The sequence below is a fragment of the Paraburkholderia terrae genome (genome assembly GCF_002902925.1).
GTDB classification, from domain to species: Bacteria; Pseudomonadota; Gammaproteobacteria; order Burkholderiales; family Burkholderiaceae; genus Paraburkholderia; species Paraburkholderia terrae.
The window spans coordinates 2,766,180-2,784,193 of record NZ_CP026111.1 but is presented as its reverse complement, the minus strand read 5'-3'; the positions used below and the strand labels follow the sequence as shown (position 1 = coordinate 2,784,193).

At 61.7% G+C, this 18,014-nt stretch carries 14 protein-coding genes; 11 read left to right on the top strand and 3 right to left on the bottom strand.

The features are described from left to right. Nucleotide 1: 1 nt before the first annotated feature. Nucleotides 2-1,204: a XylR family transcriptional regulator gene (locus C2L65_RS12285; protein ID WP_081920887.1), complete on the bottom strand. Its 1,203-nt coding sequence runs from the start codon at nt 1,202-1,204 to the stop codon at nt 2-4. Between the two features lie 902 nt (nt 1,205-2,106). Between C2L65_RS12285 and xylA the strand changes: the two genes are divergently transcribed. The 7 genes from xylA (at nt 2,107) to C2L65_RS12250 (ending at nt 11,746) form a co-directional block, all read left to right on the top strand. Continuing rightward, complete coding sequence (gene xylA, locus C2L65_RS12280) at nt 2,107-3,432, top strand: xylose isomerase (protein ID WP_042307382.1); 1,326 nt, start codon at nt 2,107-2,109, stop codon at nt 3,430-3,432. A gap of 212 nt (nt 3,433-3,644) precedes the next feature. Next, nucleotides 3,645-4,673 (top strand): D-xylose ABC transporter substrate-binding protein, encoded by a 1,029-nt coding sequence (gene xylF, locus C2L65_RS12275; RefSeq protein ID WP_042307384.1) that lies wholly within the window; start codon nt 3,645-3,647, stop codon nt 4,671-4,673. Nucleotides 4,674-4,747: 74 nt separating this feature from the next. Continuing rightward, nucleotides 4,748-6,325: a D-xylose ABC transporter ATP-binding protein gene (gene xylG, locus C2L65_RS12270; RefSeq protein WP_042307386.1), complete on the top strand. Its 1,578-nt coding sequence runs from the start codon at nt 4,748-4,750 to the stop codon at nt 6,323-6,325. Continuing rightward, on the top strand, nt 6,322-7,518 hold the full coding sequence (locus tag C2L65_RS12265; protein ID WP_042307387.1) for a sugar ABC transporter permease: 1,197 nt from the start codon (nt 6,322-6,324) through the stop codon (nt 7,516-7,518). Before xylG ends, C2L65_RS12265 begins: the two co-directional genes overlap by 4 nt. 451 nt (nt 7,519-7,969) lie before the next feature. Next, complete coding sequence (locus C2L65_RS12260; RefSeq protein WP_042307389.1) at nt 7,970-8,596, top strand: type IV pili methyl-accepting chemotaxis transducer N-terminal domain-containing protein; 627 nt, start codon at nt 7,970-7,972, stop codon at nt 8,594-8,596. Nucleotides 8,597-8,771: 175 nt separating this feature from the next. Then, entirely contained in the window at nt 8,772-10,169 is a 1,398-nt protein-coding gene (locus C2L65_RS12255) for an MFS transporter (RefSeq protein WP_042307391.1), read from the top strand. A 647-nt stretch (nt 10,170-10,816) separates the two neighbouring features. Further along, nucleotides 10,817-11,746, top strand: a complete 930-nt coding sequence (locus C2L65_RS12250; RefSeq protein ID WP_233446459.1) for a hypothetical protein — start codon at nt 10,817-10,819, stop codon at nt 11,744-11,746. Between the two features lie 104 nt (nt 11,747-11,850). On the opposite strand, the gene C2L65_RS12245 is transcribed toward C2L65_RS12250, so the two are convergent. Then, nucleotides 11,851-12,063: a hypothetical protein gene (locus tag C2L65_RS12245; RefSeq protein WP_042307395.1), complete on the bottom strand. Its 213-nt coding sequence runs from the start codon at nt 12,061-12,063 to the stop codon at nt 11,851-11,853. A gap of 697 nt (nt 12,064-12,760) precedes the next feature. Between C2L65_RS12245 and C2L65_RS12240 the strand changes: the two genes are divergently transcribed. Further along, nucleotides 12,761-13,051, top strand: a complete 291-nt coding sequence (locus C2L65_RS12240) for a co-chaperone GroES (protein ID WP_007589096.1) — start codon at nt 12,761-12,763, stop codon at nt 13,049-13,051. A 43-nt stretch (nt 13,052-13,094) separates the two neighbouring features. Beyond that, nucleotides 13,095-14,735: a chaperonin GroEL gene (gene groL / locus C2L65_RS12235; protein WP_042307398.1), complete on the top strand. Its 1,641-nt coding sequence runs from the start codon at nt 13,095-13,097 to the stop codon at nt 14,733-14,735. 187 nt (nt 14,736-14,922) lie between these two features. Here the strand turns inward: groL and C2L65_RS12230 are convergent, their stop codons facing one another. Then, complete coding sequence (locus C2L65_RS12230; RefSeq protein ID WP_007589089.1) at nt 14,923-15,783, bottom strand: hydroxymethylpyrimidine/phosphomethylpyrimidine kinase; 861 nt, start codon at nt 15,781-15,783, stop codon at nt 14,923-14,925. A gap of 262 nt (nt 15,784-16,045) precedes the next feature. On the opposite strand from C2L65_RS12230, the gene C2L65_RS12225 reads away from it, so the two are divergent. Both C2L65_RS12225 and C2L65_RS12220 read left to right on the top strand, forming a co-directional pair. Continuing rightward, the gene (locus C2L65_RS12225) at nt 16,046-16,216 is read left to right on the top strand and encodes a rubredoxin (RefSeq protein WP_004186709.1); all 171 of its coding nucleotides are present in this window, start codon (nt 16,046-16,048) and stop codon (nt 16,214-16,216) included. Nucleotides 16,217-16,573: 357 nt separating this feature from the next. Further along, on the top strand, nt 16,574-17,986 hold the full coding sequence (locus C2L65_RS12220) for a hypothetical protein (protein ID WP_042307403.1): 1,413 nt from the start codon (nt 16,574-16,576) through the stop codon (nt 17,984-17,986). Nucleotides 17,987-18,014: the final 28 nt, after the last annotated feature.

The window sequence follows — 18,014 nt, the reverse complement described above, 5'->3', positions numbered from 1 at the left end:
TTTATGCGGATGGCGCATTGTGAGTCGATTGCGCGGCTTGCATGCGTTCCTGATACTCGCGCGGCGTGCAGTCGAGTTCGCGCCGGAACACGGCGTACATGTACTGCAACGAAGTGAAGCCGCAGCGGATCGCGACTTCCGCGCTCGACATGTCCTGCTGGGCGAGCAGTTGCTTGGCGACATCGAGCTTGTGCTTGAGGATTTCCTGATGCACGGTGCAGCCGAGTTCGCGCCGGAAATAGTCTTCGAGCGACGAACGCGACACGCCGACGTAATCGGCGACCTGTTCCGTTTTGATGCCCTGGCAGGCGTATTGCCGGATGTAGTGACGCGCGCGCATCACGTAAGGGCTTGCGAGCGGTTCGTGCTTTGTCGATTCGCATACGTTGATGCCGACGGGCGGCACGAGGATGCGACGGCCTGCGAAGCGCGCGCCGCCCAGCATCTGATGCAGTAGGTGCGCAGCTGTGCGGCCCATTTCCTCGGTGCCCTGAATCACGGATGAAAGCGGAATGCGGGTGAGCGAGCGCGTGAGCGGATCGTTGTCGATGCCGATGATCGCGACCTGTTCGGGCACAGGGATGCCGCTGATCAGGCATGCCTGTAGTACCTGACGCGCGCGTGCGTCCGTCACGGCGATGATGCCGACGGGCTTGGGCAGGCTTTGCAGCCACTCGGTGAGTTGCACGCTGGCCTGGTGCCAGACGGGGGCGCTGGTCGGTAGGCCGCGATGCACGTCGCCCTCCATTCCATCTGCTTGCAGCAGCGTGTTGAATGCGAGTTCGCGTTCTTGTGCCCAGCGGTTGGTCGGGGATTCGGGCAGGCTGTAGAGGGCGAAGCGTTGCAGGCCTGCGCCGATCAGGTGTTTATACGCGAGCGACATGAGTTGCAGGTTGTCGGTCGCTATGTAGGGGAGATTCGCTGGGTACTTCGATGCGTCTTCGTATGAGCCGCCAACGGCGACGACGGGTAAGGGGGAATCGGCGAGCGCTTCAGAGACTGCTGGGTCGTCGAAGTCGGCGATGAAGCCGTCGCCTTCGAAACGTTCTATGCCGTTTAGTCTTGCGCGGAAGTCTTCCTCCAGGAACAGGTCCCAGGCTACTCGCGTTGAAAGCAGGTAGTTGCCGATGCCTGTGATGATTTCTCTGTCGTAGACTTTGTTTGCGTTGAAGAGCAGTGCAATTCGGTGCGTTCTCTGGGGCATTTGCTCTCCGAGCAGTGAGGGGTGGTTTTGCCTTTGCGCTGGCATCCGCGCTATGCCTTCGTGCTTCATGCGTCGCCCCTGTGCGGGGCGGCACCTACTTTTCTTTGCCGCCGCAAAGAAAAGTAGGCAAAAGAAAGCGGCTCACACCGCCAGTTCTTGTGTTTGCCTGAGGGCCCCCAAAGGGTCTTACGCTTCACACAGCAACCACATGACCCATGCTCGTTGCCAGCGCTCTAAATGTGCGCCTCACCCGCTTCACGCACCCATATTCTGGCCCGCCGTGCCAGATAGTCCACCGCTGCCCAGGTGGCAAACTGTGTGTAGGCCAAAGTACTCCACACGCCTCACTCCGGACCGATAGTACACGCGTCCCACCCTGTAAGAGCGCCAGGCTATACGACGCGACAACCTACACACAGTTTGCCACCTGGGCGGCACATACCATTCGCTGCCGCTTGTCCGAGTACGGGTATTCGAAGCGGGTGAGGCGCTCATTCAGCGCGTTGGCAACGCACGTGAACAAGGATGTTGCCGTGTGAAGCGTAAGACCGGTTGGGGGCCCTCAGGCAAACACAAGAACTGGCGGTGTGAGCCGCTTTCTTTTGCCTACTTTTCTTTGCGGCGGCAAAGAAAAGTAGGTGCCGCCCCGCACAGGGGCGACGCTTGGAGCACGCTAACAATTCGCGGATGCCAGTGAAGACCCTGGCAAACCAAACCAACCCAACCCCACCGCGCCAATTCTAGGCGCCCCCATCCCCCTGCGCCAGCAACTACAAAGAATCACCACCACCGCTGGCGAATTTCGCAATTGCCGCGCAAACCAGCAAGCGTCAGCATGACATCACTTCATGCACAGCTCGATGCAACGTCGAGCCGACACTACGACACTCCAGGAGACGCGCATGTCCTACTTCGAACATTTGCCCGCCGTGCGCTACGAAGGCCCGCACACGGAAAACCCGTTCGCCTATCGCCATTACGACAAGGACAAACTGGTGCTGGGCAAGCGAATGGAAGACCATCTACGCCTGGCCGTCTGCTACTGGCACACGTTCGTATGGCCCGGCGCGGACATGTTCGGACCAGGCACGTTCGAGCGTCCATGGCATCGCTCGGGTGATGCGCTAGAAAAGGCGCATGCCAAGGCCGATCACGCGTTCGAACTGTTCCAGAAACTCGGCACCCCGTTCTACACATTCCATGACGCCGACGTAGCGCCCGAAGGCGACAGCATCAAAAGCTATGTGAACAACTTCAAGACGATGACGGACGTGCTCGCGCGCAAGCAGGAGCAGACGGGCGTCAAGCTGCTATGGGGCACAGCGAACCTCTTCTCGCATCCACGTTATGCGGCAGGCGCAGCCACCAACCCGAATCCCGATGTGTTTGCGTTTGCCGCAACCCAGGTATTGAACGCACTGGAAGCAACACAGCGCCTGAACGGCGAGAACTACGTGCTGTGGGGCGGCCGCGAAGGCTACGAAACCTTGCTCAACACAGACCTGAAACGCGAGCGCGATCAGCTTGGACGCTTCATGAGCATGGTCGTCGAACACAAGCACAAGATAGGTTTCAAGGGCGCACTGCTGATCGAGCCAAAACCGCAAGAGCCCACCAAGCATCAATACGACTACGACGTCGCGACAGTCCATGGCTTTCTAACCCAATTCGGCTTGCAGGACGAAATCCGCGTGAACATCGAAGCGAATCACGCAACGCTCGCGGGCCATTCGTTCCATCACGAAATCGCCAATGCATTCGCGCTCGGCATTTTCGGCAGCATCGACGCAAATCGCGGCGACGCGCAAAACGGCTGGGACACGGACCAGTTCCCAAATAGTGTCGAGGAACTCACGCTCGCGTTCTACGAGATCCTGCGCAACGGCGGCTTTGAGACGGGCGGCATGAACTTCGATGCAAAGGTCCGCCGTCAAAGTATCGATCCCGAAGACCTGGTACACGGCCATATCGGCGCAATCGATGTGATCGCCGTCGCGCTGGAACGTGCCGCTCATCTCGTTGAGAACGACCGCCTGGGCGCGTTCAAGCAGCAACGCTATGCGGGATGGGACAGCGATTTCGGCCGTAAGGTGCTGGCGGGCGGCCATTCGCTCGAATCGCTGGCAAGCGATGCAGTGCAGCGAAACATCGCGCCGCATCATGTCAGTGGACAGCAAGAGCGTCTGGAGAACATCGTCAATCAGGCAATCTACTCAGCCGCTAAATAGGCAAAGCAAAGGCACGAAAAAACGTTAGCAGCGCCGGTAGATTTCGCAATTGCTCCGCCGGCGCGCACGGCACACGCTGTCGTGCGAACAAAAATGGGGCAGCTTTCAAAATTGACGCTCGCGAACACGTATTCGCAGCGCACCCTGAGGTTAAGACGGCGGTTCGACTCTCTCGCATTCGAAACTGCACGCAACCCTAAATGGAGTGAGACATGAAATCTGCAATGCGTCGTTCCGTATTGAGTTCCCTCGTTTGCGCCGCAATGGCCGCCGGCCTGACGATGGTCGCGCCGCTCGCGCACGCGAGCAAGGACAAGCCCGAAATCGGCTTCTGTATCGACGATCTGCGTGTCGAACGCTGGTCGCGCGATCGCGACTATTTCGTCGCCGCAGCGACGAAACTCGGCGCGAAAGTCTCCGTGCAATCCGCCGACGCGAGCGAAGCGCGGCAAATCTCGCAGATCGAGAACCTGATCTCGCGCGGCGTCGACGTGATCGTGATCGTGCCGTTCAATTCGAAGACCTTGGGCAATGTCGTCGCCGAAGCGCACAAGGCAGGCATCAAGGTCGTGTCGTATGACCGGCTGATTCTCGATGCCGACGTCGATGCCTATATCTCGTTCGACAACGAGAAGGTTGGCGAGCTGCAGGCGCAAGGCGTGTTTAACGCGCAGCCCAAGGGTAACTACTTCCTGCTCGGCGGCGCGCCGACCGACAACAACGCGAAGATGCTGCGCGAAGGGCAGTTGAAGATACTCAAACCGGCAATCGATCGCGGCGACGTGAAGATCGTCGGCCAGCAGTGGGTGCCGGAATGGAGTGCGGCGACGGCGCTGCGCATCACGGAAGACGCACTGACCGCGAACAACAACAAGATCGATGCAATCGTCGCGTCGAACGACGGCACGGCAGGCGGCGCAATCCAGGCGCTCGCCGCGCAGAAGATGGCGGGCAAGGTGCCCGTGTCCGGCCAGGATGCGGACCTTGCAGCCGTCAAGCGCGTGATCGCGGGCACGCAGACCATGACGGTGTACAAGCCGCTGAAGCTGATCGCAGGTGAGGCGGCGAAGCTCGCCGTCGATCTCGCGAAGGGCGACAAGCCCTCGTACAACGCGAAGTACGACAACGGCAAGAAGCAGGTCGATACGGTGCTTTTGCAACCCACACTGCTCACGAAGAGCAACGTGGATGTCGTGATCAAGGACGGCTTCTATACGCAGGCGCAACTGGCTGGCAACTGATAGCGGGCGCGGGCGCTTCTGATCGTCACAGACAGAAGCGCTCGCGCATCTTTCATCCATCCAGGACATTACGCATGGCACAAGCGCTTCTGGAGTTGCGCGGCATCGCCAAATCGTTTGCCGGGGTGAAGGCGCTCGACGGCATCGATCTCGTCGTCGCGCCCGGCGAATGCGTCGGACTGTGCGGCGAAAACGGCGCAGGCAAATCGACGCTGATGAAGATCGTCTCCGGCGTCTATCCGCATGGCGACTGGTCCGGCGAAATCCTCTGGGACGGCAAGCCGCTCGTCGCGCAGAACATCCGCGATACTGAACGCGCAGGCATCGTCATCATCCATCAGGAACTGATGCTCGTGCCGCAATTGTCGGTGGCCGAGAACATTTTCCTCGGCAATGAAATCACGCAGCCCGGCGGCCGCATGAATTACGCGGCGATGTATCAGCGCGCCGACGAACTGTTGCGCGAACTGAATATCACAGGCATCAACGTCGCACAGCCGGTGATGAACTATGGCGGCGGACATCAGCAACTGATCGAAATCGCCAAGGCGCTCAACAAGCAGGCAAGACTGCTGATACTCGACGAGCCTTCTTCATCGTTGACGGCAGCGGAAACGAAGATCCTGCTCGATATCGTGCGCGATCTGAAAAAGCGCGGCGTGGCTTGCGTGTATATCTCGCACAAGCTCGACGAAGTGGAAGCGGTGTGCGACACGATCACCGTGATACGCGACGGCAAGCACGTCGCCACGCAGCCGATGAAGCAACTCACCACCGATCGCATCATCGCGATGATGGTCGGGCGCGAGATCACGAATCTGTTTCCGCGCGAGCCGCATGAGATCGGCGACGTGATCTTCGAGGCGCGCAACGTGACGTGCTATGACGTGACGAATACGAACCGCAAGCGTGTCGACGATGTGTCGTTTGCGTTGCGCAAGGGCGAAATTCTCGGCGTCGCGGGACTGGTCGGCGCGGGGCGCACGGAGTTGATGCAGGCGATCTTCGGCGCGTATCCGGGCGTGAGCGAGGCTGAAGTGTGGATGGACGGCAAGCGCCTGAAAATCCGCGCACCCGCCGATGCGATCGCGGCCGGCATCGCGATGGTGCCGGAAGACCGCAAGCGTCACGGCATCGTGCCGCAGCTGGGTGTCGGTCACAACATCACGCTCGCCGTGTTGCAACGCTTTGCGAAAGGCGGGCGCATCGATACCGCATCCGAACTCGACACGATCAACTCGGAAATGAAGCGCCTGTCGGTGCGCGCGGCTTCGCCGATGCTGTCGATTGCGAGTCTTTCAGGCGGCAACCAGCAGAAGGCGGTGCTCACGCGCATGCTGCTCACCAATCCCTCCGTGCTGATTCTCGACGAGCCGACACGCGGCGTCGATGTCGGCGCGAAGTTCGAAATCTACAAGCTGATGTTCGCGCTCGCGAAGCGCGGCGTGTCGATCATCATGGTGTCGTCGGAATTGACGGAAGTGCTCGGCGTGAGCGATCGCGTGCTTGTGATCGGCGAAGGCGAGTTGCGCGGCGATTTTGTGAATGACGGTCTCACGCAGGAACATATTCTGACGGCCGCCATCGCGACGAACCCGAAAGACGCGGACACGAACGGCAAGGGCCCCACTCAACTGGCGAGCGTCGCATGACTCCTGATCTCACTTCTTCCGATAGCCACGCAAAACACGGCGCGTCGATCGCATCGGGACAGCGTATCAAGCAGCTGTTCGCGCGCTACAAGCTGCTCGCGTTGCTGCTTGCCGTCGCTGTCATCTGGGTGTTCTTTTCGTTCCTCACGGAAGGCGCGTTCGTCACGCCGCGCAATCTGTCGAACCTGTTGCGGCAGATGTCGATCACGGGAATGCTCGCGTGCGGCATGGTGTTCGTCATCATCTCGGGCGAGATCGACCTGTCCGTCGGGTCGCTGCTCGGGCTGCTCGGTGGCGTCGCGGCGATACTGAACGTCACGCATCACTGGCCGCTCGCGGCGACGCTGCCCGTCGTGATGCTGCTTGGCGTCGCAATTGGTCTTTTCAACGGCTGGTGGTCGACGTATCTGCGTGTGCCGTCGTTCATCGTCGGGTTGGGCGGCATGCTCGCGTATCGCGGCGTGCTGCTCGGCGTGACGGGCGGATCGACGATCGCGCCGGTGTCCGACGACTTCGTCTTCATCGGTCAGGGCTACTTGCCGCGCATTGCGGGCGACACGCTCGCTGTTGCGCTGTTCGTGCTGCTCGCCGCATTGACGGTGCGCCAGCGGCAGAAGCGCCAGCACTACAACCTGAGCGTCGTGCCGCTGTGGCAGGACGGCGTGAAGATCGTCGCGACGGGCCTGATCCTGCTTGCGTTCGTCGCGACGCTCAACCGTTACGGCGGCATTCCCGTGCCCGTGCTGCTGTTGCTCGCGCTGCTCGGCATCTTCACGTACATCGCGACGCAAACCGTATTCGGCCGGCGCATCTATGCGGTCGGCTCGAATCTCGAAGCGACGCGCCTGTCGGGTGTCAACACGAACCGCGTGAAGCTCGCGATCTTCGCGCTGATGGGGCTGATGTGTGCATTCGGCGGCCTCATCAATACGGCGCGGTTGGCGGCGGGCTCGCCGTCGGCGGGTTCGATGGGTGAACTCGATGCGATTGCGGCGTGCTTTATCGGCGGCACGTCGATGCGCGGCGGCTCGGGCACCGTGTATGGCGCGCTGATCGGGGCGCTCGTGATGGCGAGCCTCGATAACGGCATGTCGATGCTCGACGTCGACTCGTACTGGCAGATGATCGTGAAGGGCGGCATTCTCGTGCTCGCGGTGTGGATCGACGTGGTCTCGGGGTCTGACCGGCGCTAGCGCAGAGCGCACGGCCGTGGTGCGCTGCACCACGTCACAGCATTGGCGCGCTTCGTTGAGGCGCGCACAGGCGCCCTGAGAAGGGCGCTTTTTCATTGGCGGGATGTAGCGGCAAGAAGCATTGGGCGAAAAATCGAAGAATGCGCGCACGCCCCGTCCAGCAAGCGATTGCGCGCTCCGCAAGCGCGCCGTCAAGTCCCTTTCGACACGCATGCATCGGCCGAAAACAGGCCGATGGCATACCTATTGCGTTATCCGCCGCGTAGCCAACGGCGGCTTCAACGAATTCCGGTTTTTTCAGGGACGCTCGCAGTGCGAGCGGACCGATGGGGCAACGGCGTCCCGAAACGCAACGTGCGAGGAGCGTTCGATCCATGTGATCGGGCGTCGCGCGTGCGCTTCGGGACGCTTTTTTTGCGCAACCGAAAAGCGCGCATCGACGCGATCCAGCATGACGAACGAGCAGATCACCACGCAACGCAGTGAAGTGTCCGGACAGACGATCGGCGAACTGATCAATCTGTCTGGCCGTCAGCGGATGCTTTCGCAACGCATCGTGCTGCATGTGTTGCTCGCGTCGCATGGCGATATGAATGCGCTGGCGATCACGCGCGAATGCCTCGCGACGTTTGCGGCGACGCATCGCGTGCTCGTGAATGGCAATGATCATTTGCCTGGCGTGTTCTCGGATGCATTACAGCAGCTTTATTACGGCACGCGCAAGGCGGATGAACGCGTGCAGCGCTTCATCGCGTTGACGGACGAAACGATCGCGCGCGTCGAGGCAAATGACGACGCGACACGCGAGCATGTGGATGCGCTCGTCGCACAAGCGACGCCGCTGCTCGAACTGCTGCAGGAAATCACGCTGGCCTATCAGAACGAGATGCGCGGTATCGAGGCAGCAACACAGCGCCGTCAGGCCGCGATCGCGGAACAGCTATCGAGCATTTCGATGCAGGCGAACATCGTCGCGTTGAATGCACGCATTTCGGCGGCGCGCGCGGGTTCGTACGGCCGCGAGTTCGCCGTCATCACGACGGTGCTCGCCGACATCATCAAGGAGGGGACACGCTGATCTACAGCGTCGTCGATCGCGACACCGACGACGCATCGTCGCGGCGCGGCGCGCCCCGCAAACCGGCGCATCACGTCGCGCAGTCTGCGCGGCCCCGCGCGACGGAACGTGCTTTCCCCTAGTTCTTTGCTCGACCCCACGCATCAGCCCTGTTTTCGTTCAATGAGAGAGACCCATGAAAAACCTGCTGAATTCGCTTGCGAGCGGTAACTGGCGCGCGCTGCTTGCGTGCTTTCTCTACTTCGATACCGGCTTCACCGTCTGGGTCATGTTCGGGCCGCTCGCGCCGTTCATTCACAAGGACATCGCGATGTCGCCCGCGGAACTGGGCTTCCTCGTCGCGGTGCCCGTGCTCGGCGCGGCGATCCTGCGCGTGACGCTCGGCAATCTCTACCAGGCTTGCGACGGACGGCGCGTCGCGCTGATGGGCATCGCGCTGTCGGCGATTCCTTCCGTCGTGCTGCTGCTGATGCCGGGCACGCCGTCGTACACGCTGCTGCTGATTCTCGGCGTGTTTCTCGGCGTCGGCGGCGCGAGCTTTGCCGTTGCGCTGCCGATGGCGGGCAGCAACTATCCGCCGAAAGTGCAGGGTCTGGTGCTGGGGCTGGCGGCTGCGGGCAACATCGGTGCGGTGCTCGACGGCTTTATGTTCCCCGCGCTCGCCGATCAGTTCGGCTGGGCGAAAGCTGCGGGCGCAGCGCTGCCGCTGCTGGGTCTTGCCGCTATCGCGCTGTTCTTCTGGGCGAAGGATCTTGGACAGAAGTCGGGCAGCGGCGTGCAGGCTATGCGCAGTTTCATCGTGACGCTGGTGGGTCTCGTCGCGCTCGTGGTCGCCGTGCATGCGGGCGTGTTCGGCGCGGGCAAGACGGGCGTGCTGCTGCTGCCCGTGCTCGGCGCGCTGCTCGCGATTGCGGTGCTGCCGAAGCACTATCGCAGCGTGCTCGTCGAGGGCGATACGTGGGTTGTGATGCTGGTCTATAGCATTACGTTTGGTGGTTTCGTTGGCATGTCGTCGTATGTGACGACGCTGCTGATTTCGCTGTATCAGATGCCGCGTCTCGAAGCCGGGCTCTTCATGTCGCTGCTGGCTTGTATTGGTGCGCTGGTGCGTCCCATCGGCGGTCTGGTCGCGGATCGTATTTCGGGTGTGCGTGCGTTGGTGATCCTCCTTGCGGCGATTTCGCTGTGCGACTTCCTGTTCGCTGCGTGGATGCCGCCGGTGTCGGCTGGTATTGCGTTGCTGATCGCGATGTATGTGTGCTTCGGGTTGGGCAACGGCGCGACGTTCCAACTGGTGCCGCAGCGCTGGAAGGGCAAGACGGGCTTGATGTCGGGGATCGTCGGCGCGGCGGGGGGTATCGGCGGGTTTTATCTGCCTGTGATCATGGGCATCGCGAAGGAAGGCACGGGCAGCTATCAGATGGGCTTTGCGACGTTCGGCGTGCTGGCGGCGCTTGCGTTCGGGCTGGTGGTGCTGCATCGCGCACGGTGGCTCGAATGGGCGCTGCCTAAGGAAAGCCATGTGGTTGTCGAGCCGATTCGGGCGGGCGTGCGGGTGGATAGTGGGGTTTGATGCGTTGTCGTAGTTTCTGTTCTTACCCGATGAAGCGGACGCCGATGCATCGTTCCGTTATCGACTGATCGACGTCTGCGTAGCGTGGCGACCTTCTGTGACCGGAAGGTCGCCATGTTTTTTGGGGTAGGGGTTTTTCATTTGCCGGGCGTCACGGTTTCTTCTGCAAAGAGCCGTAGGCCACATACGGCCATGAAAAGTTCAGACCACGATTCGTTCTCTTCTATGAGTTCGTAACGTATGTGCGATAGCTAACACCGTCGCCTGATGCGACATGCGATAAAGCACTCTGTTGCGCAGTTACCGGCCCTGCGGCCGGGCTGTCCGCTTCTCCGCGAAAGTGGATGGCGAGTTCCGCTCACTCTTTTGTCTGTCTTCAGATCGACGCTGAGTCTGCCGAAATGGCATCGCGCACAATTGGTTGGGGTTCAAGCATGTCTGCCGAAACGACGCCCGCCTTGAGATTTCCGACGCCCTGCAGCACTTGTGGCGGCGTGCTGTACCAGTATGTCAACTTCTGCCCCTACTGCGGCGTGAGTCGCCCGCTCGAGGCCGATCGGCCAAAGCGTGCTCAGGCGCAATTGAGGGCTGTCCCCGCGGAAACCCGCCGAGCACCCGCAGTCGTCGACGACCCGACGGAATGTGCTGTGCCGAACGTCGTCTGGCAAGGGGCAGGGGAGTCGGAATTTTCGCCGGACGTCATACCGCTGTCTCTGCCGCAAGCTGTTGGTCGCTGGATCGTCACGAGGGGAGCGATACCTCTGGCCGGCCTGGCTCTGCTCGGCGTGGTCGGCTATCTTTGGCTCGGACACGGCCATTCGCGGGACACCGATACCGCCGAACTGTCGACAGGCGCGGACGCGTCGAGCCGCTCGATACCTCAGTACATGCCACCGTCGAAGGATGGGGCGTCTTCGATGGACGTCACGGGCCAGCCAGGCGTCAACAAGATCGCGCAGCCGGTCGCATCTCGCGCGCCGGGCAGCGCGCAGTCGCATCGGACGGTATCCGATGCGCTGGGCGACGCAAGGGCGGCTCTCGCGCGAAACGATCTGACGCAAGCGAAAGCAGCCGTGGCGAATGCGTCGTTGCTGGCACCCGGCAATCCTGACGCGTTGCGGATGCAAACCGAGGTGAAGGATCGGGAGAACCAGCGTGACGTTGCGATAGGCGTGGCGAACAGCTGTGCGAACGACAAGATATGGAGTTGTGTATTCAAGCTCTCCAACCAGGCGCTTGCGATCGATGTCGGCAGCGTGGAGGCTCAGGCTCTGCTTCAGCGGGCGATCCTGTCGACAGGATGGAAGCCGCTAGGCGAGAAGGCTGCGCCGGCGCCGCGCAAACCGCCGCCCGTCGTTGCCAACAGCGCGCCGACGAGACTGCTGCCGACTGGGCTGCCGACACTTCCGCCATTGCCGCCGGGCACACCCACGGACAGTGCCCGTCCGTCAGCGAACAACGCAGCGCCTGCCGCCTGGGTGGCGCCGGCTCGCGACAGCGGCGATGCGCAGACGAGCGCCATGCGTGGCTCGGACGGGGGAAGCCTTTCGCCCGTTGGGTCGCTGACCACGAAGTGAGTGTGTCGCGTGGGCGCAGATAAACTGCGTTCCACGTTCGTTCTGTTCGCCGCCGCCCGGCAAGTGCCAGATGGCAGCGCTGGATAGTCGCGGCGCAGTCAAACCTATAGTTCCCAATCGAACTGCTGCTCTGTCTGCCTCTCGGCCGCCAGCTTCTGTCGGCCTTCCCGCGAAATCACGACATGACTGGACGGCTCGATCGTCATCAGATCGGCTTTTTCGACATGCGGATTCGGCGTGCGGCTTTGCTTTCCTTCCTGGAGGTATTCGAGGAAGGGCTGAAACTGACGGACGGCGTGGATGGCGTTGGTCATCATTCAACCTTTAATGGCTGCATCCGGTTCCATCGGGAAACGGGGTTCCGAGCCGTATCGTGACGATGCGTGACGTTCGTATGAAAGCCGCAAACGGACTTTGCCTTCCCCGTCCGTTTAGTTCGGATATCTACGATTTCGGGTCGATCTTATCGATTGCGGTCCGATGTACCTGTGCGTCATCGCACAGTATTCGGATGCCGGATGCGGCGCTTTTCAGACACCGGGTTCCTGGCCGATTTGCACGGTGTTGTCGCTTACATGGGCTTGTTACTAGCGGATGGAGTGCGCGACGCAAAACGCCGATCGCGGCGTCAACGTGTGGGGCCAGATCAGGCGGCGGAGTGCGTCAAGCCCGGCACGAACAACGATTACGGGATTTCACCTAGTGGCCGCTATTTGGAGAGCAGTGCAGCATCCATGAGCCTTTCTCGCCCAGCCTGCAATCTGTCTGATTTCTGTAAGTTGTTGTTTGTAATGAGTTATTTTTGACTCATCGACCTTTCCGCAGTCGGGTCGAACCGCGTCAACCGACGCCTGGGCGATATCATCCCGTCTTCCTCCGTCTCTTCTTGAATTTGTAATCCCTCGTCCATATAATTAGCACTCACCGCACGAGAGTGCTAACAACTCCGCTGGTTGGCGGCGCCAGCCGGCATACCTCAGCGTTCTTCAGTCCCAATCAAGAGAGGATCTATCCATGAACCTTCGTCCTTTGCATGATCGCGTGATCGTCAAGCGTCTGGATCAGGAAACCAAGACCGCGTCGGGCATCGTGATCCCCGAAGCCGCAGCAGAAAAGCCGGATCAAGGCGAAATTCTGGCAGTCGGCCCGGGCAAGCGTGACGACAAGGGCGCCCTGATCGCGCTCGACGTCAAGGTCGGCGACCGCGTCCTGTTCGGCAAGTACGCAGGCCAGACCGTCAAGGTCGACGGCAACGAACTGCTGGTGATGCGCGAAGAAGACATCATGGCCGTTGTCAACAAGTAATCACTTGTCCCGGTTCATTCTCAAGAATTCAAGGAGTTAGAAGATGGCAGCTAAAGACGTCGTGTTCGGCGATTCCGCCCGTGCCAAGATGGTTGAAGGCGTGAATATTCTCGCCAACGCAGTGAAGGTCACGCTGGGTCCCAAGGGCCGTAACGTTGTTCTCGAACGCAGCTTCGGCGGCCCGACGGTCACGAAGGACGGTGTTTCCGTCGCGAAGGAAATCGAGCTGAAGGACAAGCTCCAGAACATGGGCGCGCAAATGGTCAAGGAAGTTGCTTCCAAGACCAGCGACAACGCCGGTGACGGCACGACGACGGCAACGGTTCTGGCCCAGTCGATCGTTCGCGAAGGCATGAAGTACGTCGCATCGGGCATGAACCCGATGGACCTGAAGCGCGGCATCGACAAGGCCGTCGCAGCAGCAATCGAAGAGCTGCGCAAGATCAGCAAGCCCTGCACGACCAACAAGGAAATCGCCCAAGTTGGCGCGATCTCGGCGAACAGCGACACGTCGATTGGCGATCGCATCGCTGAAGCGATGGACAAGGTCGGCAAGGAAGGCGTCATCACGGTTGAAGACGGCAAGTCGCTGCAAGACGAGCTGGACGTTGTCGAAGGCATGCAATTCGACCGCGGCTACCTGTCGCCGTACTTCATCAACAACCCGGACAAGCAAGTCGCCGTTCTGGACAACCCGTTCGTGCTGCTGCACGACAAGAAGGTGTCGAACATCCGTGATCTGCTGCCGGTTCTGGAACAAGTCGCGAAGGCTGGCCGTCCGCTGCTGATCATCGCTGAAGACGTCGAAGGCGAAGCGCTGGCTACGCTGGTCGTCAACAACATCCGCGGCATCCTGAAGACGGTTGCTGTCAAGGCTCCGGGCTTCGGCGACCGTCGCAAGGCGATGCTGGAAGACATCGCGATCCTGACGGGTGGTCAGGTCATCGCTGAAGAAACCGGCCTGACGCTCGAAAAGGCAACGCTGAACGAACTGGGTCAAGCGAAGCGTATCGAAGTGGGCAAGGAAAACACGACGATCATCGACGGCGCTGGCGAAGCAGCAAGCATCGAAGCACGCGTGAAGCAAGTTCGCACGCAAATCGAAGAAGCGACGTCGGACTACGACCGTGAAAAGCTGCAAGAGCGCGTTGCCAAGCTGGCAGGCGGCGTTGCAGTGATCAAGGTTGGCGCAGCGACCGAAGTCGAAATGAAGGAAAAGAAGGCACGTGTTGAAGACGCACTGCACGCTACGCGCGCAGCTGTGGAAGAAGGCATCGTGGCTGGCGGCGGCGTCGCGCTGATCCGCGCACGGAGCGCAATCGGTAGCGTGAAGGGCGACAACGCTGACCAGGACGCAGGTATCAAGATCGTTCTGCGCGCAATGGAAGAGCCGCTGCGCCAGATCGTCACGAACGGTGGCGAAGAAGCCAGCGTCGTGGTGGCAGCAGTTGCAGCCGGTACGGGCAACTACGGCTACAACGCAGCAACGGGCGAGTACGGTGACCTGGTGGAAGCCGGTGTCGTCGATCCGACCAAGGTGACGCGTACGGCACTGCAGAACGCAGCTTCGGTTGCTGGCCTGCTGCTGACGACGGACGCAGCTGTCTGCGAACTGCCGAAGGAAGACGCACCGATGGGTGGTGGCATGCCCGGCGGTATGGGCGGCATGGGCATGGACATGTAATTTCCGGGTAACTGGAAATGCATGTGGGAGGCGCGCCGCGAGGTGCGCTTCTCGTGCCAAAAGAAAAACCCGCAGAAATGCGGGTTTTTTTATGCGCGTCAGATTGATCGCGCCAAACTCGTATGTCTAATCATCAGACGTATTGGAGGCGCAGCCGGTGGCACTGACTACCTCCGGCTTCGCTCGCTCAATGCCGCGCCTCACCCGGCGACGCGTCCGACCCGCCGCCCAGCGGCACCTCATCATCGCTGCTTCTCGCCCAGAAGAAACGATCCGGAAGATAAGCCCCCATTCCCGGCCGAAACGCAGCCTGCATCGCCTGGAACAGATACTCCTGCGCTTCGCGGACGGCCTCGGCCGGTTCCTGGCCGTTAGCCAGCAGCGCGGCAATTGCGGCGCCGAGCGTATCGGTGATGCCCATGATCCGCTGCTGCCCACGGTCCCACATGTCCTGCCTCAATTGGCCGTCTTCGCTGAACAGCGTGTTGACGAGCCGATGCGTGCCCGTTTCCGTCGACAGGATGTATTCGCAACCCTGCGACAGCAGATGCGAGATCGCGGCGTCGAGGCTCGGCGCTTCGGCATCGCCGTCCGGCTGCGCGAGCGCGAGCAGGGCGGTCGTGTCCGCGACGAGCAGCGTAGTTTGCGGCGCGAGCAGATCGGCGATGGCTTCACGCAGTTCGTCGGCCGCGAGCACATGCTCGTCGTCGAGCGTGAAGTCAGGCGCGAGGATGAGCGGGATGTCGTCGTAATCGGCGACCACCTCGGCGATCGCGCTGACCACTTCCGCGCGCGTGGCGGCGCCGACCTTGAAGGCGGCGATGGGCATGTCCTCAAGCAGCATCCTCGCCTGGGTCGCGACGACTTCGGGGTCGAGCCCGGTCACTTCGTCGCAGCTCGCCGAGTCGCGCACCGTGTAGCCGGTCAGCACGGACACGCCGTGGCAACCCATGCTGGCAAGCGTCATCAGGTCGGCTTGCAATCCGGCGCCGCCCGTCGGGTCGGACAGGCCGAAGGTGAGAACGATCGGAGGGGTGTTGCTGGCCATGAAATTTTTGTGGTCGATGAGCGAAATGTTCGTGGGCCACTACCGGCGCGCAACGCGCCAGCCAGGCCCACACAGACGGCTCAATTATGCGGCCTTATACGCGTGCGAGGCATTTTTTCGCATCTGTCCGCGGGTCCGGTCACACATAACGCCGCAAAGTGTCGCGGACGACCGCTCGGACCCCGCATCCGCTAGGCATCGGGGCGGCAACACGGTACCATCATGGCTCCCGTTTCCCCGGACTTTTCGACGCGACTCAAGAATGGAATATAAGAGCTGGATGTGCCTGATCTGCGGCTGGATTTACGACGAAGAAGCCGGTCTGCCAGAGGAAGGAATCGCGCCGGGCACGCGCTGGGAAGATGTTCCCATCAATTGGACCTGTCCCGAGTGCGGCGCGCGCAAGGAAGACTTCGAGATGGTGCAGATCTGATCGATCCACCTTGCTGGTGGCGGGCTATCCTTGCCTGCCACGCAAGGTCGATCGATTCGAAATGAATCGATTGCGCGCGCGATGGAACATCGGCGCGCACGCGCTGTCGCAAGATAACCTGTCACAGCGCTTTGCTTGCGATGTATCACCGTGGTCTTCGTGAGCGTGGCGCTGTCAGCATCACGATGTTGCGAACTTGAGCGGTGCTGTCTGCGTCATGTCGTAACTGAGAAAGCGGCACCGTTTCGGGGCTATGCGGTCGGTGGCCCGGCAATTGCACTACTTTCGCCATAGCGGCAGTTCCGGTGGCGCAGTATCGATGCCGCCTGACCACGCCGGCGTTCCTGCAGCCTGCTCATGACCCTTCGATCCGCATCGCCCGATACGCTCGACGCTTTACCGAATCCCCGCGGCGGCGCCGTCCGTCCCGCGGAGCAGGCCATTGCCGACGCGCTTGACGCGTTCGAGCAGCGGCGCGACATGACTGCGCAACTGCTGATCGCCGGACGCGCGTTGCGCGACGCAGGCTGGCTCGCCGCCCACCGTTTCACCGATGCCTTGCTGCTCGTCTCGCCGATGGCTGCAAGCGGTCTCGCCGAAGAGGCGGCTGCGCGCGCTACGTTCGGCGCGGCGTTGCGCGCGTTTCGTGCGGCGCTCGAACGGCGCAATCTACGCGAGCTTGGCTGCTCGGGCTCGCTTTTCGAGCATTACCGCGCGCTCAGCACGCATATCGCGCAGCACACGCCCGGCTACAGCATCACGTTCGAAGACATCGCGCTCGCCGGCCGGCCGGTTCCGCCCGTTTCGCTGCGGTCGCAATCGGCTGCGCGCCTGGCGCACCTGCGGGCGCGTTACGAGCAGGCGCTGCTGCCCGTGCTGCGCTCGAAGGGCCATGTCAGCACGAGCGCGGTGGCGGGCGCAGTCAATGCAGCACTCGATGATCTCGACGCATGTCTGGTCGATCTGTCCGGTCCCGATCCCTACGATTTCTGGCGTCTCGCCCTGGCGTGTTCACGCGCGTTGCGCGCGACCGGCCGTTCTGTCGAAGACGTCGACACGCGGCGCTTCTATGCGCGTTGCAACATGGCGCTCGCCGATGAAGAGCGCGGGATTCCGCTTGCACCGCGCTCGCTGGTGCGCGCGACGCTCGCGCTGTTGTGGCGCGACTTTGCGCTATTCGGCGCAGCCGCCGAAGATACCGAGCACGTCGAATTGCTGCGCGACTACGGTCTGACGGTCGACTGGCATATCGCGGGCACGCAGGCATCGGAAGCGCTGTGGGAAGCGGGAGCGCACCAAGCCGAGACGCTGGCGGCGCATGTCGCGATGACGCGCGAACTCGGCGTGCTGACGGTCAATGCCAACGCGTACGAAGACTTTTTGCAAACCGCCGACGCCGCGATCGCCGCGCTCAGGGATTACGCGCGCGCCGCCGACAATCCGCAGAAAGCCGACCCCAGCGCGGCGCTGCAGGCGGGCGATGCGGCGTATCGTTTGGGCGCGGCTGCATCGGCGCTCGGACTCGGCCAGATCGCGCTGCTCGCCGACGCATTGGGCCTCGCGTGGCGCCGTCGCGCGCATGCCGGCGTGTCGACACCCGCCGTGCGCGCCCATATCGTGGTCGAAGCGCCCGACGCGCGTTCGCTCGAAACCGCCGCCGAAGCGTTGCGCGCGATGCTGCACAAGGTCGCGGCGGGCGTCGCGCCTCAGTCCGCGACGAACGTGCTGGCCGCGCTCACGCGCGCCATCGAACAGGGCGGTGGCGCATAGCGATCGTCCAGATGCAGGAGACGGCGCA

Coding starts and splice junctions, on each gene's coding strand:
- C2L65_RS12285 (WP_081920887.1), bottom strand. CDS start 1,204: ATGCCCCAGAGAACGCACCGAATTGCACTGCTCTTCAACGCAAACAAA.
- xylA (WP_042307382.1), top strand. CDS start 2,107: ATGTCCTACTTCGAACATTTGCCCGCCGTGCGCTACGAAGGCCCGCAC.
- xylF (WP_042307384.1), top strand. CDS start 3,645: ATGAAATCTGCAATGCGTCGTTCCGTATTGAGTTCCCTCGTTTGCGCC.
- xylG (WP_042307386.1), top strand. CDS start 4,748: ATGGCACAAGCGCTTCTGGAGTTGCGCGGCATCGCCAAATCGTTTGCC.
- C2L65_RS12265 (WP_042307387.1), top strand. CDS start 6,322: ATGACTCCTGATCTCACTTCTTCCGATAGCCACGCAAAACACGGCGCG.
- C2L65_RS12260 (WP_042307389.1), top strand. CDS start 7,970: ATGACGAACGAGCAGATCACCACGCAACGCAGTGAAGTGTCCGGACAG.
- C2L65_RS12255 (WP_042307391.1), top strand. CDS start 8,772: ATGAAAAACCTGCTGAATTCGCTTGCGAGCGGTAACTGGCGCGCGCTG.
- C2L65_RS12245 (WP_042307395.1), bottom strand. CDS start 12,063: ATGATGACCAACGCCATCCACGCCGTCCGTCAGTTTCAGCCCTTCCTC.
- C2L65_RS12240 (WP_007589096.1), top strand. CDS start 12,761: ATGAACCTTCGTCCTTTGCATGATCGCGTGATCGTCAAGCGTCTGGAT.
- groL (WP_042307398.1), top strand. CDS start 13,095: ATGGCAGCTAAAGACGTCGTGTTCGGCGATTCCGCCCGTGCCAAGATG.
- C2L65_RS12230 (WP_007589089.1), bottom strand. CDS start 15,783: ATGGCCAGCAACACCCCTCCGATCGTTCTCACCTTCGGCCTGTCCGAC.
- C2L65_RS12225 (WP_004186709.1), top strand. CDS start 16,046: ATGGAATATAAGAGCTGGATGTGCCTGATCTGCGGCTGGATTTACGAC.
- C2L65_RS12220 (WP_042307403.1), top strand. CDS start 16,574: ATGACCCTTCGATCCGCATCGCCCGATACGCTCGACGCTTTACCGAAT.